General features: G+C 69.1%; 19 protein-coding genes and 1 pseudogene. 11 read left to right on the top strand and 9 right to left on the bottom strand.

The window, feature by feature from the left end; all coding sequences use genetic code 11:
• The first annotated feature begins 239 nt into the window (after positions 1 to 239).
• Complete coding sequence (locus AC1DWP_RS04810) at positions 240 to 437, top strand: hypothetical protein (protein ID WP_477613295.1); 198 nt, start codon at positions 240 to 242, stop codon at positions 435 to 437.
• 134 nt (positions 438 to 571) lie between these two features.
• On the top strand, positions 572 to 1,342 hold the full coding sequence (locus tag AC1DWP_RS04805; RefSeq protein ID WP_477613294.1) for an alpha/beta hydrolase family protein: 771 nt from the start codon (positions 572 to 574) through the stop codon (positions 1,340 to 1,342).
• Between the two features lie 491 nt (positions 1,343 to 1,833).
• On the opposite strand, the gene AC1DWP_RS04800 is transcribed toward AC1DWP_RS04805, so the two are convergent.
• From AC1DWP_RS04800 to rhaI, 7 genes are all read right to left on the bottom strand, one after another.
• A complete protein-coding gene (locus AC1DWP_RS04800; RefSeq protein WP_477613293.1) occupies positions 1,834 to 2,466 on the bottom strand; it encodes a LutC/YkgG family protein in 633 nt (210 codons plus the stop codon).
• Positions 2,463 to 3,968, bottom strand: coding sequence for a lactate utilization protein B (locus tag AC1DWP_RS04795; protein ID WP_477613292.1), 1,506 nt, complete (start codon positions 3,966 to 3,968; stop codon positions 2,463 to 2,465). Before AC1DWP_RS04795 ends, AC1DWP_RS04800 begins: the two co-directional genes overlap by 4 nt.
• A complete protein-coding gene (locus AC1DWP_RS04790) occupies positions 3,965 to 4,708 on the bottom strand; it encodes a (Fe-S)-binding protein (RefSeq protein ID WP_477613291.1) in 744 nt (247 codons plus the stop codon). Before AC1DWP_RS04790 ends, AC1DWP_RS04795 begins: the two co-directional genes overlap by 4 nt.
• Positions 4,708 to 5,739, bottom strand: a complete 1,032-nt coding sequence (locus AC1DWP_RS04785) for a LacI family DNA-binding transcriptional regulator (RefSeq protein WP_477613290.1) — start codon at positions 5,737 to 5,739, stop codon at positions 4,708 to 4,710. The genes AC1DWP_RS04790 and AC1DWP_RS04785 overlap by 1 nt, the downstream gene beginning before the upstream one ends.
• Positions 5,740 to 5,810: 71 nt before the next feature.
• On the bottom strand, positions 5,811 to 7,238 hold the full coding sequence (locus tag AC1DWP_RS04780) for a rhamnulokinase (RefSeq protein ID WP_477613289.1): 1,428 nt from the start codon (positions 7,236 to 7,238) through the stop codon (positions 5,811 to 5,813).
• Between the two features lie 3 nt (positions 7,239 to 7,241).
• A complete protein-coding gene (locus AC1DWP_RS04775; protein WP_477613288.1) occupies positions 7,242 to 9,278 on the bottom strand; it encodes a bifunctional aldolase/short-chain dehydrogenase in 2,037 nt (678 codons plus the stop codon).
• Between the two features lie 52 nt (positions 9,279 to 9,330).
• Positions 9,331 to 10,497 carry an L-rhamnose isomerase gene (gene rhaI, locus AC1DWP_RS04770; RefSeq protein ID WP_477613287.1) on the bottom strand — a complete coding sequence of 389 codons (1,167 nt, stop codon included), beginning with the start codon at positions 10,495 to 10,497 and terminating at the stop codon, positions 9,331 to 9,333.
• 282 nt (positions 10,498 to 10,779) lie between these two features.
• Here rhaI and AC1DWP_RS04765 point away from each other — a divergent pair, with 282 nt between their 5' ends.
• The 6 genes and pseudogenes from AC1DWP_RS04765 to AC1DWP_RS04740 all read left to right on the top strand — a co-directional run bounded on the left by AC1DWP_RS04765 (position 10,780) and on the right by AC1DWP_RS04740 (position 18,037).
• On the top strand, positions 10,780 to 12,294 hold the full coding sequence (locus AC1DWP_RS04765; RefSeq protein ID WP_477613286.1) for a sugar ABC transporter ATP-binding protein: 1,515 nt from the start codon (positions 10,780 to 10,782) through the stop codon (positions 12,292 to 12,294).
• On the top strand, positions 12,291 to 13,355 hold the full coding sequence (locus AC1DWP_RS04760) for an ABC transporter permease (protein ID WP_477613285.1): 1,065 nt from the start codon (positions 12,291 to 12,293) through the stop codon (positions 13,353 to 13,355). The genes AC1DWP_RS04765 and AC1DWP_RS04760 overlap by 4 nt, the downstream gene beginning before the upstream one ends.
• Entirely contained in the window at positions 13,352 to 14,392 is a 1,041-nt protein-coding gene (locus AC1DWP_RS04755) for an ABC transporter permease (protein WP_477613284.1), read from the top strand. Before AC1DWP_RS04760 ends, AC1DWP_RS04755 begins: the two co-directional genes overlap by 4 nt.
• 13 nt (positions 14,393 to 14,405) lie before the next feature.
• Positions 14,406 to 15,392 (top strand): annotated as a pseudogene (gene rhaS, locus AC1DWP_RS04750) (rhamnose ABC transporter substrate-binding protein); the annotation flags it as partial.
• 40 nt (positions 15,393 to 15,432) lie between these two features.
• A complete protein-coding gene (locus AC1DWP_RS04745) occupies positions 15,433 to 15,765 on the top strand; it encodes an L-rhamnose mutarotase (protein WP_477613283.1) in 333 nt (110 codons plus the stop codon).
• 4 nt (positions 15,766 to 15,769) lie between these two features.
• Complete coding sequence (locus AC1DWP_RS04740; RefSeq protein ID WP_477613282.1) at positions 15,770 to 18,037, top strand: family 78 glycoside hydrolase catalytic domain; 2,268 nt, start codon at positions 15,770 to 15,772, stop codon at positions 18,035 to 18,037.
• Positions 18,038 to 18,085: 48 nt separating this feature from the next.
• Here the strand turns inward: AC1DWP_RS04740 and AC1DWP_RS04735 are convergent, their stop codons facing one another.
• Together AC1DWP_RS04735 and AC1DWP_RS04730 are read right to left on the bottom strand one after the other, a co-directional pair.
• Positions 18,086 to 19,000: a L,D-transpeptidase family protein gene (locus AC1DWP_RS04735; protein ID WP_477613281.1), complete on the bottom strand. Its 915-nt coding sequence runs from the start codon at positions 18,998 to 19,000 to the stop codon at positions 18,086 to 18,088.
• Positions 19,001 to 19,035: 35 nt separating this feature from the next.
• Positions 19,036 to 20,292 carry a YibE/F family protein gene (locus AC1DWP_RS04730; RefSeq protein WP_477613280.1) on the bottom strand — a complete coding sequence of 419 codons (1,257 nt, stop codon included), beginning with the start codon at positions 20,290 to 20,292 and terminating at the stop codon, positions 19,036 to 19,038.
• Between the two features lie 177 nt (positions 20,293 to 20,469).
• Here AC1DWP_RS04730 and AC1DWP_RS04725 point away from each other — a divergent pair, with 177 nt between their 5' ends.
• Genes AC1DWP_RS04725 through AC1DWP_RS04715 form a run of 3 tightly spaced genes read left to right on the top strand, consistent with a single transcriptional unit; the run spans position 20,470 to position 24,558 of the window.
• Positions 20,470 to 22,437, top strand: a complete 1,968-nt coding sequence (locus AC1DWP_RS04725) for an APC family permease (protein WP_477613279.1) — start codon at positions 20,470 to 20,472, stop codon at positions 22,435 to 22,437.
• A gap of 4 nt (positions 22,438 to 22,441) precedes the next feature.
• The gene (locus AC1DWP_RS04720; RefSeq protein WP_477613278.1) at positions 22,442 to 23,887 is read left to right on the top strand and encodes a sensor histidine kinase; all 1,446 of its coding nucleotides are present in this window, start codon (positions 22,442 to 22,444) and stop codon (positions 23,885 to 23,887) included.
• Complete coding sequence (locus AC1DWP_RS04715; protein ID WP_477613277.1) at positions 23,884 to 24,558, top strand: response regulator; 675 nt, start codon at positions 23,884 to 23,886, stop codon at positions 24,556 to 24,558. Before AC1DWP_RS04720 ends, AC1DWP_RS04715 begins: the two co-directional genes overlap by 4 nt.
• Positions 24,559 to 24,629 lie beyond the last annotated feature (71 nt).

Genomic DNA, 24,629 nt, shown 5'->3' with positions numbered 1-24,629 from the left:
CCCACGCGCGGGCCGGCTCCGGGCCGCGGGTGAGGTTCGTACGACTCCGTGGCCCGGACCAGCCGGACTCGTCCCGATTTGGTCGGGAGTGGCCGATCGTCCGTTCGGACATCGCTCGGTGACCAACGAACGAGACCGCCCGCACCGGCGCGCCGCCAACGCCTTGCCTGCGGCATCGTTCATGCTGCGCGTCAGAAGGATCGCCCGGACGAGTGCTCGTCCTGAACGGTGAAGGGTCGATGGATATGTGGCAACGGCTGCTCGAACGGTTCGTCCCCCTCATGGACGAGGACGTCTCGTCGCTGGACCGACGTGACGGTGTGGGCACCTCGAACGACTCGGCTCCTGCGCTGCCCCGTCGCGTCGGTGCTGCCGCGGCGCCCGTCAGCCACATCCGCACGGCGTACGAGGGACGGATCAGCCCCCTGACCTCCTGAGGTCCCGGTCAGTGCACCGTGGCCGGCGGCTCGCCGAACCGGTTGGTGCCGGGACTCTGACCCTCTCGTTGCTTGGCCCGTCGATGTTCTCACGCCCCGAGCAGCGCGGCGCGGTCCCTCGGGAGTTTGAGAGCATGGGCACCGTGCCCGAGTCGGTGTGGTTCCCCAGTACCAGCGGACCGCGCCTTGCCGGCGTCATCGACCAGCCCGATGGGCCGGTCCGGGGTTGGGGCGTCTTTTCCCACGGCTTCACCTTGGGCAAGAACAGCCCCGCGGCCAGCCGGATCTGCAAGCAGCTGGCCCTCGAGGGCATCGGGATGCTGCGGTTCGACAACCTCGGGCTCGGTGACTCCGAGGGTGACTGGGGCGCCGGGTCGTTCTCGCACAAGGTCGCGGACACCGCCCAGGCGGTGCGGTTCATGAACGAGTCCGGTCGCCAGGTGCGGCTCCTGGTGGGGCACTCCTTCGGGGGCGCGGCGGTGATCGCGGCGGCCCACCACCTCGAGTCCGTGCGCGCGGTGGCGAGCATCGGAGCGCCGTACGAACCAGGGCACGTGGAGCACAACTACGACGCCCTCGTGGAGCGGATCCTGGCCGACGGGGAGGCTCCGTTCCTGATCGGTGGCAAGGCGCTCGTCCTGCGCCGGCACTTCATCGAGGACGTCCGGGCGGTGGACCTGCGCGAGCAGATCAGGACCCTGCGCCGGGCACTCCTGGTGATGCACTCCCCGACCGACAACACCGTGGGCATCGCGAACGCGAGCGAGATCTTCCGGGCCGCTCGGCACCCACGCAGCTTCGTGTCACTCGAAGGCGCCGACCACCTGCTCACCGGCAGGAACCAGGCCAAGCGGGCGGCCCGGATCATCAGCGCGTGGGCCGACCCCTACCTGGTGGAGCGGTGACGACGCCCCGTGACCTCGGCACCCTCGTCCTCGTTGTTCCTGTCACCGAGCCAGCTCGGCCATCGACGGAAAGGACGGACCGGACATGTGGCAGCGACTGATCGAGCGGTTTGTGCCCCTCCGGGAGGACGAGCCCTCGGGCCTCGACCGACTTGACGGCGTGGGCCGCGTCAGGTGCCGAGCGCTTCCGCGCGAACCCCACGCGCTGCTCGGGGCGCAGGAAATCTCGGGCCACACGACCCTGAGGCACGACCCTGAGACGTGGTGAGAGGTGCCTACGCCCCCTGGCCCCCTGTTGCGTAGGCACCTCTCTTCCCCGCACCAAGATTCCTCGCGGTGAGCCCTTCAGACCATAGTCAGTTTGAGCCATTTGCCCACCCATCGGGAGGAGGCATCATGGTTGATTCGGCCCTTTCGGCGATGGTCCCCACCCTGAGGGTCCCCGGCGTGTGGGTCCCCGGTGTGGGCCCGGTGTGGGCCCGGTGGCGGGATCAGCCGGCCAGGACGACGACCAGGGTGCGGGGCCCGTGGACACCTTCGACGCGGTCCAGCTCGATGTCGCTCGTCGCCGAGGGTCCACTGATGAAGGTGAGTGGGGCCCTCGGGTCCACCCGGCCCAATCCCTCGGGAACCGTCTGCACGATGTCGGCCGTCCGGACGACGCAGACGTGGGTATCGGGGACCAGGGTGATGGCGCGGCGCCCGCAGAGGGGCCCGGCGTCGAGGACGATGGTGCCGGTCTCGGAGATCGCGACCACGGACCCGGTGACGACCGCGGGGATGCGGTCGAGCGCTCTGGCGTCCAGGGATCCGTCGTCCACGACGACGTCGGCCAGCCACGAGGTCCACTCGCGCGGTGTGCCGGCAGGAGTGACGGCCTGTCCGATCTCGAGGGAGGCCAACGCGTTCGCGACCGCCTGTCCGATGGAGTCGTCGTCGTCCGCGCCGACGCGGACGACGGTGGCCTTGTAGTCCTCGAGCCGGTCGACGAGCTGGAGGACGAGCTCAGGTGCGCCGGCGGCATACGCGCCCTGCGTGCGGTAGGTGCGAGTCACCGGCGGTGCTGACGGGTCCTCGCCGAGGGCGCCGCGGATGCGGGCCAGCACCTCCTCGCGGGCGGTCACGACGAGCTCCCACGGGTGCGGGTCCACCAGTCGCGGAAGGACTCGGCGGGCGGGCTGGGTGCGTCGCGCGAGGCGGTCCACCCGCTCAGTGGCGGAGGGAGTGGGATGAGGGTCTTTCCTTTTCGTATGCCGTGTCGTGCCAGCGCCGCGGCGCGTCCCGCCTTCGCGAAACGCCGTTCGTCGGCCATCGCCCAGGCGGCGGCCTTCATGACGGCGGCCTCGGGGCTGGGGAGTCGGTGGTTGTCGGCATGGGCCTCGGTGTGCTCGGCGCGCAGCTGGACGAGCATGTCGGGGATGTTGATCTTCACCGGGCACACGTCGTAGCACGCCCCACAGAGCGAGGAGGCGTACGGCAGCGAGTCGTTGGGGTCGTCTCCGCCGGTCAGGCCGGTCAGCAGCGGCGTCAGGATGGCGCCGATCGGGCCGGGGTAGACCGAGCCGTAGGCGTGGCCGCCGGTGCGTTCGTAGACCGGGCACACGTTGAGGCAGGCCGAGCAACGGATGCAGTGCAGAGCGGTACGTCCCAGCTCGTCGGCGAGCGCGCGGGTGCGGCCGTTGTCGAGCAGGACCAGGTGGAACTCCTGGGGTCCGTCGCCGGGGGTGACCCCGGTCCAGGTGGAGGTGTAGGGGTTCATCCGCTCGCCGGTGGAGGAGCGGGGCAGGAGCTGGAGGAAGACCTCGAGGTCGCGCCAGGTCGGGACGACCTTCTCGATCCCCATCACCGTGATCAGGGTTTCGGGCAGCGTGAGGCACATCCGCCCGTTGCCCTCGGACTCGACCACGGTGAGCGTGCCGGTCTCGGCGACCCCGAAGTTCGCGCCGGAGACCGCGACCCGAGCCCTCAGGAACACCTCGCGCAGGTGGGTCCGGGCCGCGGCCGCGAGCACCGCCGGCTCGTCAGTCAGGTCCGGGTCGACGCCGGGCATCTCGCGGGCGAAGATCTCGCGGATCTCGGCCCGCCCGCGGTGGATCGCCGGGACGAGGATGTGCGACGGCTTGTCGTGGCCGAGCTGGACGATCAGCTCGGCCAGGTCGGTCTCGTGGGCGGTGATGCCTGCGGCCTCGAGGGCCTCGTTGAGCCCGATCTCCTGGGTGGCCATCGACTTGACCTTGACGACCTCGTGGGCTCCCGTGGCACGGACGAGGTCGGTCACGATGCGGTTGGCCTCGGCGGCGTCGCGCGCCCAGTGGACGGTGCCGCCCCTTGCGATGACGTTGGCCTCGAGCTGTTCGAGCAGCTCGGGCAACCGGGCCATCGTGTCGGCCTTGATCGCGGAGCCGGCGTCGCGCAGGGCCTCCCAGTCCGGCACCTCGGCCACCACGCTGGCCCGCTTGGCCCGGATGGTGGAGGTGGCGTGGGCGAGGTTGCGCCTCAGCTGAGTGTTGGCCAGCGCGTCTCGGGCCTCGGCGGGAAACGACCGGTCGCCGGTCAGGTGGCCCACGGCGGTGTCGGCGGCGGGGCCGCGCACCCGGCCACCCGGCATGCCGAGGAAGGTGCTCATGCGGTGCTCGCCAGGATCTCGGCGAGGTGCACCGGGCGTACGCCCGTCTTGAGGCGGGAGAGGCCGCCGCCGATGTGCATGAGGCAGGAGGAGTCACCGGCGGTGACGACCTCGGCCTTGGTCGTGAGGACGGAGGACATCTTGTCGGCGAGCATGGCGGTGGAGGTCTCGGCGTTCTTGACCGAGAAGGTGCCCCCGAAGCCACAGCACACGTCGGCGGCGGGCAGCTCGACCAGGTCGATGCCGCGCACCGCGCGCAGCAGGTGCAACGGGGCTTCGCCGACTCCCAGCAGGCGCAGGGAGTGACAGGTGGGGTGGTAGGTCACCCGGTGCGGGTAGGAGGCCCCGACATCGGTCACACCCAGCACGTCGACGAGCAGCTGCGATAGCTCGAAGGTCTTCGCCGCGACCGCCTCCGCTCGCACGGCGAGCGCCTCGTCCCCGCCGCGTCGCGCGATCGCGGCGTGCTGGTGGCGCACCGAGCCGGCGCACGACCCGGAAGGGGCTACGACAGCTTCGCAGCCGTCCGCGAGGGCCTGCTCGAAGACGTCGACGTGGTGGCGGACCAGACCCACCGCGTCACGCTGGTAGCCGGTGTTGGTGTGCATCTGGCCGCAGCAGGTCTGGGCCTGGGGGAAGACGACCTCGTGACCGAGCCTCTCGAGCACCGTGACCGTGGCGCGACCCACGTCCGGGAAGAGAACGTCTCCGAGGCACGTGACGAACAGCGCGATCTTCATCAGGCGCTCCTGCGGGCGGCAGCAGTGGAGGCGCGGGCCACGAGCTCGGGCTGGAAGACCACGTGTTCATGCTGGTGGTCATCGCCCCGCTCGGCCTCATCCAGCAGCAGTCGGGCAGCGGTACGCCCGAGCAGCTGGCGAGGCTGCGCCACCGAGGTCAGTGGCACCGCAGCGGCGGCGGCGTACTCGATGTCGTCGTACCCGACGATCGCAAGGTCGTCGGGAACCCGGACCCCGCTCTGGGTCAGGTGCTGGAGCAACCCCAGTGCCAGCAGGTCGTTGGCGCAGAACACGCCGGTGGGGCGTCGGCTCCCTGACAGCCCGAGGAGCTTTTCGCCCGCCCGACGACCCTCGGCGATGGTCAGACCGTCCGTTCGGATCCAGGTCAGGGTCTTTTCCTCCAGACCCGCGTCGGCGACGGCCTTGAGCGCGCCGCTGTGGCGGTCGGCGACCTGGGGGATCTCGGCCGGACCGCCGACGTAGGCGATCCGTCGGTGACCGGCCTCGAGCAGGTGGCTGACGGCGAGCTCGCCTCCGGCGAGGTCGTCGACGCCGACGGAACACCAGTCGTCCGAGGAGGCCGGTGCCCGGTCGACGAGGACGACGGGAACGCCGGCATCGCGCAGTCGGCGCAGTCTGGGATTGGCGTAGTCCATGGCGGTGATGAGCACTCCGCGCACGCGCAGCTCCGTGAGCTGTTCGAGGTAGTGGTCCTCCCGGTCGGCGTCCTGGTCGCTGTTACAGATGAACAGCGCGAGGCCCTCCGCTTTCGCGACCTCCTCGATCCCCCTGGCGACATCGGTGAAGAAGGGGTTGGACGCGTCAAGGACGAGGTAGGCGAGGGTCCGGCTCCGCCCGGCGGCCAGCTGTCGAGCCGACGCGTTGGGCACGAAACCGAGCTGGGCGATGGCCGACTCGACCTTGGCCCGCGTGGTGGGGCGGACGGAGGATGGGCGGTTCAGCACGTTGGAGACCGTGCCGACGGACACGCCCGCCAGGGTTGCGACGTCCTTGATGCTGACTGATGCCATGTGACCTCCCTTCGGGGTTGCAACGTACCGTGCGGCTCTCCGTCCTTACTGCGTCTGACACACGCTCGAGGTCACGAGGGCCAGTAGTGCTGTATGCCCTCGGTGCGAGCAAGGGTCGCCCGGATCTCTTCCAAGGACCGCGGCGCCGCCCCGTGGGCCCGGGCCTGCACGAGCACGTTGCCCAGCGCCGTCGCCTCGACCGGGCCGCCGGTCACCGGGACGCCGGAGAGGTCGGCCGTGAGCTGGCAGAGGAGCCGGTTCTGGCTGCCGCCGCCGACGATGTGGATGGTGCCGACATCACGGCCCGCGAGGTCAACGGCTTGGTGGACGGTGCGCGCGTATGCCGTGGCGAGCGAGTCGAGGATGCACCGCGCGATGGCAGCGGGCGTCCGGGGCGCCTCGTGGCCGTTGCGCGCCGCTGCGTCGGTGATGCGTGCAGGCATGTCACCGGGCGGGAGGAACTGGTCGTCGTCGACGTTCACGACGGGCCCGTGGGGCGCCAGGGTCTCCGCCTCGGTGAGGAGCGAGTCCAGGTCGACGGCCAGTCCCGAGGACTGCCAGTGACGAATGGACTCCTGCAGCAACCATAGGCCGCCGACGTTGCGCAAGAAGCGGGTTCGACCGTCGACACCGCCCTCGTTGGTGAAGTTCGCGCGTTGGCTCTCCACCGTGAGCACCGGCTTGTCGAGCTCGATCCCCACCAGCGACCACGTCCCACTGGACACGTACGCGAAGCCCTCGTCCGTCGCTGGCACCGCGACGACGGCGGACGCGGTGTCGTGCGAGCCCACTGTGGTGACGACCGTGCTCGCTGAGAGCCCCGTGGCTACGAGCACCTCTGGTCGAAGCCGTCCCCTCGTCAGGCCGGGGTGCTGCAGTGGTGGCAGGGCGGTCGCCGGAAGCCCCAGGAGATCGAGCAGCTCAGTCGACCAGGCGCCAGTACGCACGTCGAGCAGACCCGTGGTGGAGGCGTTGGTCACCTCGGTCGCCAGCTCCCCTGTGAGCCAGTAGGCAATCAGGTCGGGAAGCAGGACGACGTGTGCGGCCCTGTCCCACAGCTGCGAGTGCCGCTCCGCAGCGAGCTGGTAGATGGTGGTGAACGGAAGGTGCTGCAGCCCGTTGATGGCATACAGCTGTTCGGGACTGGCCCGGGCGTGCACCTCGTCCAGAACGGCCTCGGTGCGGCCGTCGCGGTACGAGATGGGTTCGGCGAGCAAGTGCCCATCAGCATCGAGTAGCCCGTAGTCGACGGCCCACGTGTCGATGCCGATGGACTCGACGTCGGGGAACTGGGCAGCCAGCTCGGTCAGCCCGGTGAGGACCTCGTCGAAGAGCCCGGTGAGGTTCCACCGCAGATGACCACCCTGCATCGCCGCTCCGTTGGCAAAGCGATGCAGGGTGTGCAGTTGGGTCCGGCCGCTGGCCGGGTCGACGACGCCGGCCATGACCCGGCCGCCGGAGGCGCCGATGTCGACGGCGCCGAACACCCTGGCTGCCATGGTCTAGCGCAGGAAGGCGTTGGCGACGCCGGAGTCGACGGGGATGTGCAGGCCGGTGGTGTGGCTGAGCTCGTCGGAAGTCAGGACAGCGGCTGCGTTGGCCACGTGCTCGGGAAGCACCTCGCGGCCGAGCAGGGTGCGCTTGGCGTAGTAGGCGCCCAGCTCCTCCTCCGGGACCCCGTAGACCTCGGCGCGCTTGGCGCCCCACCCGCCCGCGAAGATGCCGCTGCCGCGGACCACCCCGTCGGGGTTGATGCCGTTGACCTTGATGCCGTGCTCGCCGAGCTCTGCGGCTAGGAGCCTCACCTGGTGGGCCTGGTCGGCCTTGACCGCGGAGTAGGCGATGTTGTTGGGGCCGGCGAAGACCGAGTTCTTGGAGGAGATGTAGAGGATGTCGCCACCGAGCTTCTGGGCGATCATCGCGGCGGCGGCGGACTTGGAGGCGAGGAAGCTGCCCTTGGCCATGACGTCGTGCTGCAGGTCCCAGTCTGCCTCGGTGGTCTCGAGCAGCGGTTTGGAGATCGACAGGCCGGCGTTGTTGACGAGCAGGTCGATGCCGCCGAAGGCGAGCAGCGTGGCGTCGACGGCGGCCTGGACGGCATCTGCGTCGGTGACGTTCGCCTGGACGCCCACGGCGACGTCGGTGCCGCCGATCTCGGCCGCGGCTGCCTGCGCCTTGTCGAGGTCGAGGTCGGCGATGACGACGCAGGCTCCTTCGGCGGCGAGCCGGGTCGCGATGGCCTTGCCGATGCCGGACGCCGCCCCTGTGACGAGCGCGATGCGCCCGGCGTGGGAGCGGGGCTTGGGCATGCGCTGGAGCTTGGCTTCCTCCAGCGCCCAGTACTCGATGCGGAACTTCTCGGACTCGTCGATGGGGGAGTAGGTGGAGACCGCCTCGGCGCCGCGCATGACGTTGATGGCGTTGGTGTAGAACTCGCCGGCGACGCGGGCGGTCTGCTTGTCCTTGCCGTAGGAGAACATCCCCACCCCGGGCACGAGGACGATGGCGGGGTCGGCGCCGCGGATCGCGGGGGAGTCGGGGGTGGCGTTGCGGTCGTAGTAGCCCTGGTACTCCTCGCGGTATGCCGTGTGCAGCTCGGCCAGGCGGGTGACGATCTCCTCGGTGGTGGCGCTGGAGGGGAGGTCGACGACCAGGGGCTTGACCTTGGTGCGCAGGAAGTGGTCGGGGCAGGAGGTGCCGAGCTCGGCCAGCGGGGCGAGCTTCTCGCTGGCCAGGAACTCCAGGACGACGTCGGTGTCGCTGAAGTGGCCGACCATCGCCTTGTCCTGGGACGCGACCGCGCGCAGGTGGGGGGCGAGGGCTGCGGCCTTGGCGCGGCGCTCGGACTCCGGGAGGGCGGCATACCCGGGCACCTGGGCGCCGAAGGGCTCGGCCTTGCCGTGCGTGCTGAGGTAGGCCTCGGCGGTCTGGATGATCCACAGCGAGTTGGCTTCGGCCGCTTCGCTCGTGTCGCCCCATGCGGTCACGCCGTGGCCACCGAGGATGGTGCCGACCGCCTGAGGGTTCGCCTTCTTGATCGCGGCGATGTCGAGGCCGAGCTGGAAGCCGGGACGGCGCCAGGGCACCCAGACCACCTTGTCGCCGAAGATCTCCTTGGTGAGCTGCTCCCCGTCCTTGGCCGTCGCGATGGCGATGCCACTGTCGGGGTGGAGGTGGTCCACGTGAGCCGCATCGACCAGACCGTGCATGGCCGTGTCGATCGACGGGGCGGCGCCGCCCTTGCCGTGCAGGCAGTAGTCGAAGGCGGCGACCATCTCGTCCTCGCGGTCGACACCCGGGTAGACGTCGGCGAGGGAACGCATGCGGTCGAGCCGTAGCACGGCCAGGCCGGACTCCTTGAGCGTGCCGAGGTCGCCACCGGAGCCCTTGACCCAGAGCAGCTCGACCTGCTCGCCGGTCACTGGGTCGGTCTCGGTGCCCTTGGCGGAGGTGTTGCCACCCGCGTAGTTGGTGTTCCTCGGGTCGGCGCCCAGGCGGTTGGAGCGGGCGATCAGGTCGGAGACGGCGGGGTTGGTCATCGGGGTCCTTGTGGTTCGGTGGTCGGTCGCGGTGTTGTGGGAGGACGAGAGGTCAGGCGCCCCAGCCGGATTGGGTGCCACCGACGCGGTCGGCGGCGATCCGGTCCTGGTAGCCGGTGCCGGCGTAGGCCTTCATGGGGTCTGCCGGAATTCCCCGGCTGGCCCGCCAGTCGGCGAGGTCGGGTCGGACGTCGGTGTAGAAGGCGTCCATGAGGATGCCGTTGGCCCCGAGTACGTCACCCGCACGCTCCGCCTCGCGCAGCGCGTCGCGGTCGACCAGCAGGGCTCGGGCGGTCATCTCCTGCACGTTGAGGACGGAACGGATCTGGCCGGGGATCTTCTCCTCGACGTTGTGGCACTGGTCGAGCATGAAGGCCACCTCGCTGCCCTCGCCGTACCCGCCACCGCGGACCACCTCGTAGATGATCCGGAAGAGCTGGAACGGGTCGGCAGCGCCGACGATGAGGTCGTCGTCGGCGTAGAACCGCGAGTTGAAGTCGAAGGAACCCAGGCGCCCGAGCCGCAGGAGCTGAGCCACGATGAACTCGATGTTCGTGCCGGGGGCGTGGTGGCCGGTGTCCAGACACACGGTGGCGCGCTCGCCCAGGGCAAGGCAGTGGACGAGCGAGGTGCCCCAGTCCGGCACATCCATGGCGTAGAAGGCCGGCTCGAAGAACTTGTACTCCAAGACCAGCCTCTGGTGCTCGCCGAGCCTGTCGTACACCTGCTGAAGGGAGTCGGCGAGGCGGTCCTGACGGTCGCGCAGGTCGCCTTGGCCCGGGTAGTTCGTCCCGTCGGGGAGCCAGATCTTGAGGTCGCGGCTGCCGGTCGCATCCATGACGTCGATGCACTCCAGTTGGTGGGCGATCGCCTTGGCGCGGATGCGCTCGTCGACGTGGGTGAGGCTGCCGAACTTGTAGTCGTCGTCCTGGAACGTGTTGGAGTTGATCGTGCCCAGCCGCAGGCCCAGGTCGCCGGCGTATCGGCCCAGCTTCTCGTAGTCGTCCACCCGGTCCCACGGGATGTGCAGGGCCACCGACGGCGCCAGTCCGGTGAGGGCGTGCACCTGGGCGGCGTCGGCGAGCTTTTCCTCGATGGTGCGTGGCGTCCCTGGGGTGCTGAAGACCTTGAACCGCGTTCCCGAGTTGCCGAACGCCCACGAGGGCAGCTCGATCGCCTGCTGCGCGAGCTGACCCGCGATGTCGCCGAAGTTGACCATGACGCTCTCCGTTGAATGTCGATCGTTGTAGCGCGAATGAAAGGCCGGAATGAAGCGGTTCAGCCAGACCATAGCGACTTCGTGGGCTACGCACAAGCGCCTGGCGGGTGCTGTTGTCCCGGCTCTGGGGCTGCATCTGTCGCATGAGCGACGCGTAAATAGGGGCGTGGGGCGCCGCGGAGCTGGACTGTTCCTTCTCGAGGGCACAAGACCCTTGACGTCGTGATCGAGTAACGCTACCTTCGGCATATTGAAACCTTTCAAAGAGGAGGGGTGGCCGCCGTGGGCGAACATCGTGAGGACCCGGTCCTCGACCTGCGCGACGTATCGAAGTCCTTCGGGCCGGTCGTTGCGCTGCGTTCAGGGAGCCTTCGGGTGAGCGGTGGGTCGATCCACGCGCTGGTGGGGGAGAACGGGGCGGGCAAGTCGACGCTCGTCAAGGTGGTCGCCGGGGTCCACCGGCGGGACGCGGGCGACTTCCTGCTCGGCGGCGAACCGGTGGACTTCGGTTCCACCGCGGAGTCCAAGGCCGCCGGCGTGGCGGTCATCTACCAGGAGCCGACCCTCTTCCCAGACCTCTCCGTGACCGAGAACATCTTCATGGGACGGCAGCCCGTCGGGCGCGGTCGGCGCATCGACCGCGCGGCCATGTTCCAAGAGGCCAAGGAGCTCTTCGCCGGCCTCGGTGTAGAGATCGACCCACGCCGGCCGGCTCGTGGGCTGTCCATCGCGGACCAGCAGATCATCGAGATCGCCAAGGCGATCTCGGTGGATGCGCGGCTCCTCATCATGGACGAGCCGACGGCGGCGCTGAGCGGGGTCGAGGTCAGGCGTCTCTTCACCGTGGCTCGGCGACTGAGGGACGAGGGTCGCGCACTGGTCTTCATCTCCCACCGCTTCGACGAGGTCTTCGACCTGTGTGACCAGGTCACGGTGATGCGGGACGGCGAGTACATCGGGACGCGTGCGATCTCGGAGACGAGTGTCGACGAGATGGTCTCCCTCATGGTCGGTCGCGAGGTGACCGACCTGTTCCCCAAGACGCCCGCGGTGATCGGCGAGCCCGTGCTGAAGGTTTCGGGACTCAACTCGGCCGGGGTCTTCCACGACGTGACCTTCGAGGTCAGGGCCGGCGAGATCGTCGGCCTCGCGGGCCTGGTCGGCGCGGGACGCAGCGAGATCGCACGGGCCGTTTTCGGCGTCGACGGCTACGACTCTGGGACGGTCACGCTCAACGGCCGTGCGCTCCCGGCCAAGGACCCGCGTTCAGCGATCCGTGCCGGCCTGGCCTTCATCCCCGAGGACCGCCGTCAGCAGGGCCTGGTGACCCAGGCATCCGTGACGCACAACGTGGCCGCCGTCATTCGGCACACGCTGACCAAAGGTGGCCTGCTCACCAGGGCCTTGGAGAACCGCGCGGCCACGCCGTGGGCAGACCGGCTCGAGGTCAAGACCGGTGCCCTCGACATGAACGCGAGCACGATGAGCGGCGGGAACCAGCAGAAGGTCGTCATCGCCAAGTGGCTGGCGACCAAGCCGTCGCTGCTCATCATCGACGAGCCGACCCGCGGTATCGACGTCGGCACCAAGGCCGAGGTCCACCGGCTCCTGTCCGAGCTGGCCGGGGAGGGACTGGCCATCCTCATGATCTCCTCCGAGCTGCCCGAGGTGCTCGGGATGGCCGATCGGGTCCTCGTCGTGTGCGAGGGCCGGATCACGGCCGACATCCCCCGCGAGGACGCGACTCCGGAGAACGTCATGCGCGCCGCCACCCACAGCCTGGAGCTCCAGCGATGAGCGAGACCACGTCGACGACGCAGGACCACGTCCTCGAGGCGCTCGTCCAGCCCAGCCACCTCACTCCGCGCCAGCGCGCGGTCAACACGCTCTTCAGGTCCCGCGAGTTCTCGATCTTCCTCGTGCTGCTGGTCGTCATCGCGGCAGCCACCGCCAAGACCCCCAGCTTCTTGTTCAGCGGCAACGGTTGGCGCGACCTGCTCCTCACCCCCGCCATCCTCCTGCTGCTCGCGGCGGGCCAGGCAGTGGTCATCATCACCCGCAACGTGGACCTGTCCGTCGGCTCCGTCCTCGGACTGACCGCCTACCTGACCGGACGACTGTTCGTGGACAACCCCGGACTCTCGATCGTCGCCGTGGTCGCGGCGGGGGTCGTGGTCGGGTGCCTGCTGGGTCTGGTCAACGGCGTCCTTGTCGGGTTCGGCAAGGTGCCCGCCCTCGTCATCACGCTGGGAACGCTCTACATCTACCGAGGCGTTGTGCTGACGTGGGCCGGGGCAACCCGCATCAACGCGTCCGACATGCCGCCACAGTTCCTCAAGCTCGGGACGCAGCAGATCCTCTCCATCCCTGTGCTCTTCATCGTCGCTGTCCTCGTGGTGGCCGCTGCCGGCTATTACCTGCACACGGCGCGCGGCGGCCGGGAGCTCTACGCGATCGGCTCCGACCCGGATGCGGCCGTCCTCTACGGGCTCAACGTGCGACGTCGGGTCATCGGGGCGTTCGCGGTCAGTGGAGCCCTCGCCGGCCTGGCCGGTGTCGTCTTCGCCGCCCGTTACGGCACCGTCAGCTCGGACGCCGGCACCGGCATCGAGCTGCAAGCCGTGGCCGCCGTCGTCATCGGGGGAGTGGCCATCTTCGGTGGCAGTGGATCGGTCTGGGGCGCGGCCATCGGAGCGCTCCTTCTGGTCACGATCAACCGCGCCCTCCCCATCCTCGGGATCCCCGACTTCTGGCAGAGGGCAGTCGTCGGTGGCCTCATCCTCAGCGCCATCGTGCTGGACCGCGTTCTCGCGGCACGGCGAGCCCGTCTCCTGATCGAAGCGAGGGATGAGTCATGACCCGCACCTACAAGGCCTGGTCCAAGCCGCTGTGGCAACGGATCCTGCTCACCCGCGAGATGGCGATCGTCGCCCTCCTGGTGCTCGTCGTGATGTACGCGTACTCCAACGTCCCCTATTTCGGGTCGAAGCTCACCATGACCTACCTGCTGCTCGACGTGGCACCTCTGCTTCTCATCGCCCTCCCGATGACCCTCGTCATCATCACCGGGGAGATCGACCTCTCCGTCGCCAGCGTCGTGGGGTTGAGCAGCGTCCTCGTCGGAGTCCTCTACCAAGCAGGCGTCCCACTGGCTCTGGCAGCCCTCGTCGCATTGGTGGCCGGCGCCGTGTGTGGAGCAGTCAACGGCTTCCTCGTCGCGTACGTCGGCCTCCCGTCCCTGGCGGTGACGATCGGAACGCTGGCGTTGTACCGGGGACTCGCGGTCGGCCTGCTCGGGACCACCGCCGTCACCGACTTCCCCGCGTCCTCGCGTGACCTCGCCACCGCGGAGATCGGCAGCACCGGCGTCCCGCTCATCATCGTTCCGTTCCTCCTCCTGGCCCTCGGGTTTGTGCTCCTGCTGCACTTCTCGCCCTTCGGCCGAGGGGTCTACGACACCGGACTCAACGAGGAGGCCGCCCGGTTCACCGGGGTGAACGTCCCACGGACGAAGTTCCTCCTGTTCGTGCTCGCCGGAGCCGTGTCGGCGTTCACAGGGGTCTACTACACGTTGCGCTTCGGCAGTGCTCGCGGTGACAACGCCACCGGCCTGGAGCTCCAGGTCATCGCCGCAGTCCTCCTGGGTGGCGTCTCCATCTTCGGAGGGAAGGGCAAGCTGCACGGCGTCATCGCCGGCGTCCTGCTCATCGGCGCACTGTCCAGCGCCCTCCGACTTCAGAACGTGACGGTGAACGTCATCAGCATCATCATCGGCGTGCTTCTCGTGGCCTCGGTGATCTCCACAAGTGTCCTGGCGTGGTTCTCCACCGTCGCTGCCAGGCGAAGCAAGACGGGCCTTGGCCCCAGGACAGCCCAACAGTCGTCAGCCCTCTAGAGAAGGAACCTCCATGAAGAACCGTTCAAGGCAGTTCGCGGCCGTCGTCGCGACGATTGCCACCACAGCGCTGGCGCTCACCGCCTGCGGCAAGGCCGATACCCCCGGAGACGCAGGCACGTCTGGGTCGGCCTCATCCACGAAGCTCAGTGTCACCTTCATCCCCAAGAACCTCGGCAACCCCTACTTCGAGACGAGCGACGCCGGCGGCAAGAAGGCCGTCGAGGAGCTCAAGGGCACCTTCCAAGAGGTGGGGCCGCAGGCCGCGAGTCCGGACGCGCAGGTCCAGTACATCAACACGGCTGCCCAGCAGCACGCCAGCGCCATCGTCATCTCGGCCAACGACCCGAAGGCCATCGGTGACGCCCTCGACCAGGCCAAGAAGGCCGGCACGAAGGTCGTGACCTTCGACTCGGACACCGACCCGCAGTACCGGGACATCTTCGTCAACCAGGCGAACGCTGACGGCATCGCGAAGGTGCAGGTCGACATGGTCTCCAAGCTCATCGGTGACACCGGGGAGATCGCGGTCCTCTCGGCGAGTGCGAACGCGACCAACCAGAACGCCTGGATCGCAACCATGAAGAAGGAGCTGGCGGCCAGCCACCCCAACATCAAGCTCGTCGATGTCGTGTACGGCGACGACGAGGACCAGGCCAGCTTCGACAAGACCGCAGCCCTGCTGCAGTCGCACCCCAACCTCAAGGGCATCGTGTCGCCCACGACGGTCGGTATCGCGGCAGCGGCTCGCTACCTGTCCACGTCGGACAAGAAGGGCAAGGTCGCGATCACCGGCCTGGGCACCCCCAACCAGATGCGCGAGTACGTCAAGGACGGCACCGTCAAGGAGTTCGCCCTCTGGAACCCCGAGGACCTCGGATTCCTCGCCGCCTACGCCGCCGCCTCGCTCGCCAAGGGCGAGATCACCGGCAAGGAGGGTGACAAGTTCACCGCTGGCAAGCTCGGCGAATACACCGTCGGCAAGAACGGTGAGGTTCTCGCCTCGCGCCCCCCGSCCGACTGCCCTCCCAGGAGGCACGATGGAGCGTGTGTGCTTCCGGCTCCAGGTGAAGCCGGACCGAATGGACGAGTACGCACAGCGGCATGCCCAGGTTTGGCCGGAGATGCTCCGAGCGCTCTCGCTCAGTGGGTGGAACAACTACTCACTCTTCCTGGGCGAGGATGGGATTCTCATCGGGTACTTCGAGACGCCGTCCATGTCGGAGGCGTTGGCGGGCATGGCTGCCACTGAGGTCAACGCTCGTTGGCAGGCCGAGATGGCTGAGTTCTTCGAGGACCTCGGGGACGCACGTCCTGACACCGGGTTCCTGCGACTCCGCGAAGTCTTCCATCTCGAGGACCGGCGGGGCTGAGCAGATGACCCACGACTGGTCCGCTGAACTGATCGCCCCCGATGAGGACTTCGCCGGAGCCCCGTTGCTGCGCAAGGAGTTTGCGCTCGACGACGGGCACGGCGACGTGGTCGCCGCGACGCTTCACGTCACCGCGCACGGAGTCGTCGAACCGACCATCAACGGAACACCGGTCTCCGACGAGGTACTCACCCCCGGCTGGACCAGCTATGAGTGGCGCCTGCGCTACCGCAGCTACGACGTCCTTCCGCTGGTGTCCCCCACGACCGTGCTGGGGCTCGCGCTGGGCAACGGCTGGTTCCGTGGGCGGTTGGGGTGGAGTGGCAAGGGCGCGTTCTACGGCTCCGAGCTCGCCGGCCTCGCGGAGCTGCACGTCGAGTTCGCGGATGGGCACCAGCAGGTCGTGAGAACGGACGCCACCTGGCAGGCAGGTCCGTCCGCCACGCTGGCCAACGACCTCTACGACGGCCAGACCATCGATGCCCGGCTGGAGTCGTCAGACTGGACACTGCCGGGAGCTGCTCTCGAGGGTTGGTCAGGGGTGCACACGGTCACTCATGACGCTGCCCGACTCGAGCCGTACATCGGGCCTCCCGTCCGCCGTCAGGAGGTCGTGGCACCGGTGAAGGTGTGGACCTCCCCGTCCGGGGCCACGTTGGTCGACTTCGGACAGAACCTCGTCGGATGGCTTCGCTTCACGGTGCAGGGTGAGGCGGGCGGCGAGATCACGGTCCGCCATGCGGAGGTGCTCGAGAACGACGAGCTCGGCACCCGGCCGCTGCGCAGCGCGGAGGCGACCGACCGTTTCATCCTCAGTGGGGGAGTGGACACCTTCGAGCCCACCAAGACCTTCCACGGTTTCCGGTATGCCGAGGTGTCGGGTTGGCCGGGCGAGCTGACCACCGACTCCCTCGAGGCCGTGGTCGTGCATTCGGAGCTGAAGCCGACAGGGACCTTCGAGTGCTCGGACGACCTTCTGAACCAGTTGCACCGCAACGTCATCTGGGGCCTGAAGGGCAACTTCGTCGACGTCCCGACCGACTGTCCCCAGCGCGACGAGCGGCTGGGCTGGACCGGTGACATCGCCGCCTTCGCCCCCACGGCGGCATACCTGTATGACGTGTCGGGCTTCCTCTCGAACTGGCTCGTCGACGTCGACCTGGAGCAGAGCCACGCCGAGGGCATGGTGCCGTTCGTCGTGCCGGACGTGCTCAAGTACATGGAGATCCCGGCGGACTTCCCCGACCCCGACAGCACGGCGATCTGGAGCGACGCAGCCGCGTGGGTTCCGTGGGCGCTGTGGCAGGCGTACGGAGACCGCGATGCGCTCGCCCGCCAGTACCCCGCCATGACGGCGCACGCCCGGCGGGTCGAGGGATTGCTGTCCGACACCGACCTGTGGGACACGGGCTTTCAGTTCGGCGACTGGCTGGACCCGCAGGCGCCGCCGGATGCCCCCTTCGAGGCGCGTGCCGACAAGGGCGTTCTGGCGACCGCGTGCTACTACCGCACCTTGCGCCAGGTGTCCGCGACGGCCGAGATCCTCGGCAATCCCGACGACGCGGGCTACTTCTCGGCACTTGCGGAGCGGGTGCGCAGCGCGTTCCTGAAGCACTATGTCACCGACGGCGGCCGCGTCCTGAGCGACTGTGCCACCGTCTACGCCCTCGCCATCGAGTTCGGTCTGCTCGACGGGGCCGACCGCCAGGGTGCGGGCGACAGACTCGCAGAACTGTTGCGGCAGAACGGTTTCCGCATCTCGACCGGGTTCGCCGGGACGCCCTTCGTGACGGACGCACTGACCAACACGGGGCACCTCGACGACGCCTACAACCTGCTCCTCGAGCAAGAGTGCCCGTCCTGGCTGTACCCGGTCACCATGGGTGCCACGACGGTCTGGGAACGGTGGGACTCCATGCTCCCGGACGGCACCATCAACCCCGGCGAGATGACGAGCTTCAACCACTACGCGCTGGGGGCCGTGGCCGACTGGATGCACCGGACGATCGGTGGCATCGCCCCCCTCGCCCCCGGCTACGACAAGGTCCTTGTGGCGCCGCGGCCCGGCGGTGGCCTGACCTGGGCCAAGGCGGCTCTCGTGACCAGGCACGGAACAATCTCGACCGACTGGCGTCTAGACGACGGACAGCTGCTGCTGCGCCTCACCGTGCCCGAAGGCGTGCAGGCAGAGGTGCACATGCCGGACGGCGCGCGCCAGACGGTCGCCGCCGGCAGACACGAGGTCCCGGCGTCACCTCGCCCGGCGCGATGACGCCCAGCGTGGAGGTTCTCCGGATCGGCCTCCACGTGAGGCTGGACCTCAGAGCTTGAGCTGGGCCGCATGCCCCATGACCACGACGGGATGCGACTCGGGAGCGAGGTGCAGCAGGAGGTAGCGCACACCCTCAGCGGGGAGGGAGACGCAACCGTGCGTGGGACCGTCGTGGTCGACATGTAGCCAGATGCCACCGCCGCGTCGGTCGCCAAGAGGTCGTGACTGGTCGAGGGGCGACCGGCCGGGCACGCGGTTGTAGTCGACGGCGATGACGTAGTCGAACGCGTCCGCCGTCGAGTCCCCGAAGCCCGGCTGCTTGGGAGGAGGCTCGAACGCTGCCGACCGGTGGTAGGGCAGCTGGGATCCGGGATTGGCCTTGCGCCCGCCTGCCGCGCTGAGGGTGAAGGTGCCGACCGGCGTCTTGAGGTCGCCTTCGACGTGGCTGGTGGCCCAGCCCCGTTTGCCGACGTGTCCCTGCCAAGCGGCCACGAGCATCCAGTCCGCTGCCGCGCGCTCGTAGAACTCGACGGTGGCCACACTCGACGTCGCGGTCGCTCCACGAACCACCACCACCTGTCTGGTGCGTCCTGCAATGGTGCTGCGCGTCCGTGCGCCGACAGGGAGGGTACGCGGGGCGGCTGTGGTGGTGGAGGGGGTGGGGGAGGCGGCCGGGTCAGGGACCGCGGAGCCTGCTCCACTCGCCGACGTTCCGGGCGAGGGGGTGTCCTGGGGCCCGTTGGCGGCTGCCGGTTGCTCATGCTGGCCTGCCGGCCCGCTCAACGGGCCGATCCCCATGGTCGCGAGGCCAGCCAGGCCGAGAGCCGTCCCCAGCGCCAGCATGGTCACGGTCGCGGCCAACCGCTCGATGCGCGGTGGGTACCTGCGTGGTGTGCGGTGTGAGCCGGCATGGCTGGCAGCGCGGGCCTGTCGGCCTGCGCTGGAGCGGCTGCCACCCGACATGCCGCGAGTCTACGGCCGCCTCCTCGTGAACTTCGTCAGCCTGCGGATCGCCCCGGGACCACGTTCGCGTGCGGGGTGGTGGCCGCAGTCGCGCCGGCTTGGAGGGAGCGGACGACGAGGGTGGCGAGTGCGGTGGTGACCGGGACGGCAAGGACCAGGCCGATGCCGCCGGCCATCGTGCGTACGATCTCCTCGCTGATGTCGGAGCTGGTCAGGATCCGCGCGACGGGCTGGTTGACCAGGCTGATGAGCAGCAGGACCGGCAGAGCGGCGCCGGCGTAGGCGAACACGACCGTGTACACGGTGGAGGCGATGTGGTCGCGCCCGATGCGCATCGCCTGTTGGTACAGACGCAGCGGCGGCATGTTCGGGGCAGCGTCGTACAGCTCCCAGACGGCGGAGCTCTGCGTGATCGTCACGTCGTTGAGGATGCCCAGACCGGCGAGGATGATGCCGCAGGTCAGCAGGTTGCGCAGGTCGATCTGCTGGGCCACCTGTTGCAGGGCCGCGTTGTCCTCACTGCTCACACCGTTCAGGTGCGCCTGTGCCACTGCCAGCGTGCCGACGCCAGCGGTGATCCCCAGGCCGGCGAAGGTCCCCAGCAGTGCGGTCGTCGTGCGGGCCGAGACGCCGTGAGCCAGGTACAGCACCACGATCATGATGGCTGCGGAGGAGAAGAGGCCGACCGCCACCGGACTGCGCCCATCGAGCAGCGCAGGCATGAGGTACTTGACGACCACGGCGCCGGCGACGGCGAGGCCGACCAACGACCGCAGGCCCCGCCACCGGGCGACGGCGATGACGGTGAGGCCGAAAGCGACCGCCAGCCACGTCAGGGGAGCGCCGCGCTCGATGTCGTAGAAGGTGTAGGGAGATCCCTCTCCTTCGCCGGGGACCTTGAGCACCACGAGGCCGATGCCACTCCCCGCACGTCTCGCATCGGGGGGCAGGTCGACGGTGACCTCGGATCCCTTCTCCGGGCCGGTGCGGATCTCGACCCTGGCCCGTCCACACTTGGCGGTCGCTGGATCCTTGGTGATCGCGGTGTCAGGTGCCCCGAACTGGTCACAGTCCAGGGGGGCGATCGAGGTGACGGTGCCGTGGAGGTACTCGACGCCGGCCACGGCGCTGTCGCGCACGGCCGGACGGCCCTCGCCCGTGGGACGCAGGACCCACATGCCGGCTGCCGTCACGACGGCGATGACCAGGACGGCGGCGCCCAGCGCGACCCGCATCCACACCGGTGTCGGCGGGTGAGCGCTCGTGTTGGTATGCCGGTGGGAGCCTGCCATGGGTACCTCTCTCGTGGATCGCACTGCGCACCTTATGCGCTGAGGCTGGCCCTCGCCGCATGCCCTCCCTGAGCGCACGGGGGGCTGGGCCAAGAGGCCGTCAAGATTGCCGTCGCGCGCGCTAAGGATGCGTCAAGAGCCGGGGCCGCGCGGTCGCACCGGTGTTTCAGTCGGGTCGTGACCGAACTGCTGCGCATGCCCAAGCGCCTCCTGGTGGGCCGACCACTGCTGAGCTCCCAGATGGGGGAGACCCTGCTGCCGAAGAAGCTGGCTCTGCCCGTGTTCTGCAGCGACCCGCTGTCGTCCAACGCGTACGCCACCGAGGAGATCCTCCTGGTTCTGAGCATTGGTGGGCTGACCCTGCTGCACCTCACCCCGCTCATGGCCGCCGGAGTCGTGGTCCTACTCGTCGTCGTGGTCCTGTCCTACCGGCAGACGTGTCACGCCTATCCCAACGGCGGCGGAGCGTATGCCGTCAGCCGGGCCAACCTGGGGCGAGGCGCGGCCCTCGTGGCGGCCAGCGCCCTGCTCGTCGACTACGTGCTCACCGTCGCGGTGTCGGTGGCGGCAGGAGTGGCCAACATCGTCTCCGCGATCCCGGCGCTCGCGCCCCACGCCCTCACACTGTCCGTGGTGCTGGTGGCCCTGCTCGCCCTGGTCAACCTGCGCGGGATCAAGGAGTCCGGAGCCGCGTTCGCCGTCCCCACCTACGGGTTCGTCGCCTGCGTCCTCGTCATGCTCGCCCTCGGGATGTACCGGACCGCGAGCGGGGCGCCACCGGTCGCTGAGTCCGCACCACTCGGCATACACGCCGAGAGCCACGCCTCAGGGTTGCTCGTGCTTGCCCTCGCGCTCCGAGCCTTTGCCTCGGGCTGTACCGCGTTGACCGGCGTCGAGGCCGTGAGCAACGGGGTGCCCAACTTCAAACGACCCCAGAGCCGCAACGCCGCCGACACCCTGGCGATCATGGGGGTCCTGACCATCGTGATGTTCGTCGGCCTGACCGCGATGGCCCTGATCGCGAAGGTCCACGTCGCTCATGACCCCAGCATGCTCACCGGTGCTCCTGACGGGTACATCCAGAAAACAGTGATCGCCCAGATCGCTGGTGCCGTCTTCGGTGGGGGCAGCATCGGCTTCTACGCAGTCCAGTCGTTCACGGCTGCCATCCTCGTCCTGGCTGCGAATACCGCGTTCAACGGTTTCCCGATCCTCGCCTCGCTGTTGGGGGAGGACGGCTACCTGCCGCGACAGTTCGCTCGTCGCGGGGACCGGCTCGTGTTCTCCAACGGAATCGTCATCCTGGCGCTCTTGGCGGTCGGTCTGTTGTGGGCCTTCGACGCGAACACCACTCGCCTGATCCAGCTCTACATCATCGGGGTGTTCGTCTCCTTCACCCTCAGCCAGGCCGGGATGGTTCGGCACTGGCAGCAGCTGTTGGTCGGACCCGGAGCGCCCCGGGACCGGGCACGTACCAGGCGCAAGCTGGTGATCAATGCCGTGGGGGCTGCCGTGACCGGGTTGGTGCTGGTCATCGTCCTGGTCACCAAGTTCACCCACGGTGCCTGGCTGGTCGTGGTCGCCATGCCCTTGCTCATCGCGCTCATGACGCTCATCCGCAGGCACTACCGGACGGTGGCCCGAGCGCTTCGCCCGGCCGCTGGCGGGGTGGTCCTCCCTGCCCACATCCACACCCTGGTGCTCGTGTCGAGGCTGCACGCACCCACGCTGCGCGCGCTGGCGTTCGCCCGCGCGACCAGGCCGGCGAGCCTCCGGGCCGTCACGGTGCGCACCAGCGCTGCCGATACAGAACGACTGACTGCGCAGTGGATCGAGCGCGACATCCCGGTCGAGCTGACCGTCCTGGACTCACCGTTCCGCGACATGACCCGCCCCGTGGTCGAGCACGTCCGCGAGCTCCTGCGCGACCATCCCCGCGACGTCGTGTCGGTGTTCATCCCGGAGTACGTGGTTGGTCGGTGGTGGGAACAGCTGCTGCACAACCAGAGTGCACTGCGGTTGAAGGCTCGCCTCCTGTTCGAGCCCGGGGTCATGGTCACGTCAGTGCCCTGGCAGCTCTCCGCCGACCCCCCGGTCGAAGGGGAGGACCTGTCCCTGTCCCGCGACGCACGTGTGTCACGCTGAGGACATGCAGCGGGCCGCGCGGGACGCAGAGCTCATCGTCCCCCTCCTTCCTGCAACCGTGCCACCGTCGCGGGTCATCGGCCTGTCACGACGGCGGCTGCTCATCGGCCTCGGCCTGTGCCTCGTCGGGCTGCCACTGCTCACATGGGTGATGGTGGGGCTGCGCGGCTCCGGGACCGGTGAGAGCGTGCTGCTGATCTACCTGTTGGCGGTCGTGGTGATCGCCGTCGTCGGCGGGATGCTGCCGGGTCTGCTCGCGGCGGTCGGCGGCTTCCTCCTCGCGAACTGGTTTCTCACCCCACCGTTCCACACGTTCACGGTCGGCGAACCCGCAGCCCTGGCCGACCTCGTGGTGTTCGTCCTGGCCGCCGCGATCGTCAGCGTCACCGTCGAGGTCGGTGCACGGAACCGCGCGAAGGCGGAGCGAAACCGGCTCCAGACCCACATGGTCGCGAACCTGAGCTCGGCCGAGATGCAGGGCGTCAGCGTGGAGCGGGTGCTCGACCAGGTGCGCCAGCTGTACAGCATGAGCACCGTGGTCCTCGCCCCGCACACCGACGTCCAGCGGCCGGTGGCATCCGTTGGTCCCACCCCCCACGGGTCGCCGGTGCTGTCGATCCCAGCGTCTGACTCGTTGAGCCTGCTCGGGTACGGCCGCCCCGTGTTCGCCGAGGACCGTGTCCTGCTCCAGGCCCTGGCCGGGACTGCCGGCCGTGCGTGGGAGACCGCGCGCCTCGCCGAGGAGGCCAGTCGAGCCGAACAGCTCGCGCAGACCGACCGGGTCCGATCCGCGCTGCTGACAGCCGTGGGGCATGACCTGCGCACGCCGCTGGCGGGCATCAAGACCGCCGCGTCGGGGCTGCGGCAGCCCGACGTGGCCTGGGAGCCGGGCGAGCAGGACGAGCTGCTGGCCACCATCGAGGACGGCGCAGACAGGCTCGCCGCCCTCGTGGACAACCTGCTGGCGATGAGCCGCCTCCAGGCTGGCGCGTTGTCCGTGCACGCTCATCCCGTGGATGTCGAGGAGGTTGCCTCCCGCGCACTGATCGGCCACGACCCCCACTGCGTCGCCCTCGACATCGCGGAGGGACTGCCACCCGTCATGGCCGACGGAGGCCTGCTCGAGCGCGTCCTGGCGAACCTCGTCGACAACGCCGTCCGGTACACCCCCGAAGGGGGCCAGGTGACCGTCGCTGCCCTGCCGGCCCCCGACCCCGCAGTCGTCGAGATCCGGGTGAGCGACCAAGGACCCGGCGCCGACCCGACGAGCTGGGACGAGATGTTCGTTCCCTTCCAGCGCCTCGGCGACAACACTCCTGGCGGGGTCGGGCTCGGTCTGGCGATTGTCCGCGGCTTCACCGAGGCGATGAGCGGAACCGTCAGGCCATCTGTGACTCCCGGCGGCGGCCTGACCATGACCCTCCTGCTGCCGGCGGCGGCCACGCCGTGACCACCGTGCTCATCGTCGAGGACGACCCCCAGCTGCGCCGGGCGCTGGCGATCAACCTGCGCGCCCGCCACTACGACGTGCGCGCCGTGGCCGACGGAACCTCGGCCCTGAACGCCGCCGCAGCCGAGGTGCCCGACATCGTCATCCTCGATCTCGGGCTGCCTGACATCGACGGGGTCGACGTGGTCAGCGGCCTGCGTGGCTGGACCGACGTGCCGATCATCGTGCTCTCCGCGCGGGACGGCCAAGGGGACAAGGTCGACGCACTGGACGCGGGCGCGGACGACTACGTCACCAAGCCGTTCGGCATGGACGAGCTCCTGGCCCGGTTGCGCGCGAGTCTGCGACGAGCGGCTCCGGCCGAGGACGCGCCCACCCTTCTGGCTGGCGCCCTGGTCATCGACCGACGGGCCAAACGCGTGACGCGATCAGGACAGGATGTGCGCCTCACGCCGACCGAGTGGCACCTGCTCGAAGCCCTGGTGCGCGACCCGGGCAAGCTCATCCCCGGCCGTCAGCTGTTGCAGGAAGTGTGGGGGCCCTCCTATGGCGACGAGACCAACTACCTGCGCGTCTACATGGCGACGCTCCGGCGCAAGCTCGAGGAGAACCCTTCCGCGCCGCGCCACCTGATCACCGAACCCGGACTGGGCTACCGCTTCGAGCCGTGACCGGTCCCCGCGCCAGTGAGACCGCTGCTCAACGATCTCCTCGGACAAAGCAGAACGGCGGCTKATCTGCT

The organism is Pedococcus sp. P2_F6, from assembly GCF_056403675.1.
The sequence above is the reverse complement of the archived record's forward strand: the minus strand, read 5'-3'. Positions and strand labels throughout refer to the sequence as shown.

Bases quoted from the DNA above. Each gene is read 5' to 3' on its own strand.
- AC1DWP_RS04810 (WP_477613295.1), top strand. From the start codon at position 240: ATGGATATGTGGCAACGGCTGCTCGAACGGTTCGTCCCCCTCATGGAC.
- AC1DWP_RS04805 (WP_477613294.1), top strand. From the start codon at position 572: ATGGGCACCGTGCCCGAGTCGGTGTGGTTCCCCAGTACCAGCGGACCG.
- AC1DWP_RS04795 (WP_477613292.1), bottom strand. From the start codon at position 3,968: ATGAGCACCTTCCTCGGCATGCCGGGTGGCCGGGTGCGCGGCCCCGCC.
- AC1DWP_RS04790 (WP_477613291.1), bottom strand. From the start codon at position 4,708: ATGAAGATCGCGCTGTTCGTCACGTGCCTCGGAGACGTTCTCTTCCCG.
- AC1DWP_RS04785 (WP_477613290.1), bottom strand. From the start codon at position 5,739: ATGGCATCAGTCAGCATCAAGGACGTCGCAACCCTGGCGGGCGTGTCC.
- AC1DWP_RS04780 (WP_477613289.1), bottom strand. From the start codon at position 7,238: ATGGCAGCCAGGGTGTTCGGCGCCGTCGACATCGGCGCCTCCGGCGGC.
- AC1DWP_RS04775 (WP_477613288.1), bottom strand. From the start codon at position 9,278: ATGACCAACCCCGCCGTCTCCGACCTGATCGCCCGCTCCAACCGCCTG.
- rhaI (WP_477613287.1), bottom strand. From the start codon at position 10,497: ATGGTCAACTTCGGCGACATCGCGGGTCAGCTCGCGCAGCAGGCGATC.
- AC1DWP_RS04760 (WP_477613285.1), top strand. From the start codon at position 12,291: ATGAGCGAGACCACGTCGACGACGCAGGACCACGTCCTCGAGGCGCTC.
- AC1DWP_RS04755 (WP_477613284.1), top strand. From the start codon at position 13,352: ATGACCCGCACCTACAAGGCCTGGTCCAAGCCGCTGTGGCAACGGATC.
- AC1DWP_RS04745 (WP_477613283.1), top strand. From the start codon at position 15,433: ATGGAGCGTGTGTGCTTCCGGCTCCAGGTGAAGCCGGACCGAATGGAC.
- AC1DWP_RS04740 (WP_477613282.1), top strand. From the start codon at position 15,770: ATGACCCACGACTGGTCCGCTGAACTGATCGCCCCCGATGAGGACTTC.
- AC1DWP_RS04735 (WP_477613281.1), bottom strand. From the start codon at position 19,000: ATGTCGGGTGGCAGCCGCTCCAGCGCAGGCCGACAGGCCCGCGCTGCC.
- AC1DWP_RS04730 (WP_477613280.1), bottom strand. From the start codon at position 20,292: ATGGCAGGCTCCCACCGGCATACCAACACGAGCGCTCACCCGCCGACA.
- AC1DWP_RS04720 (WP_477613278.1), top strand. From the start codon at position 22,442: ATGCAGCGGGCCGCGCGGGACGCAGAGCTCATCGTCCCCCTCCTTCCT.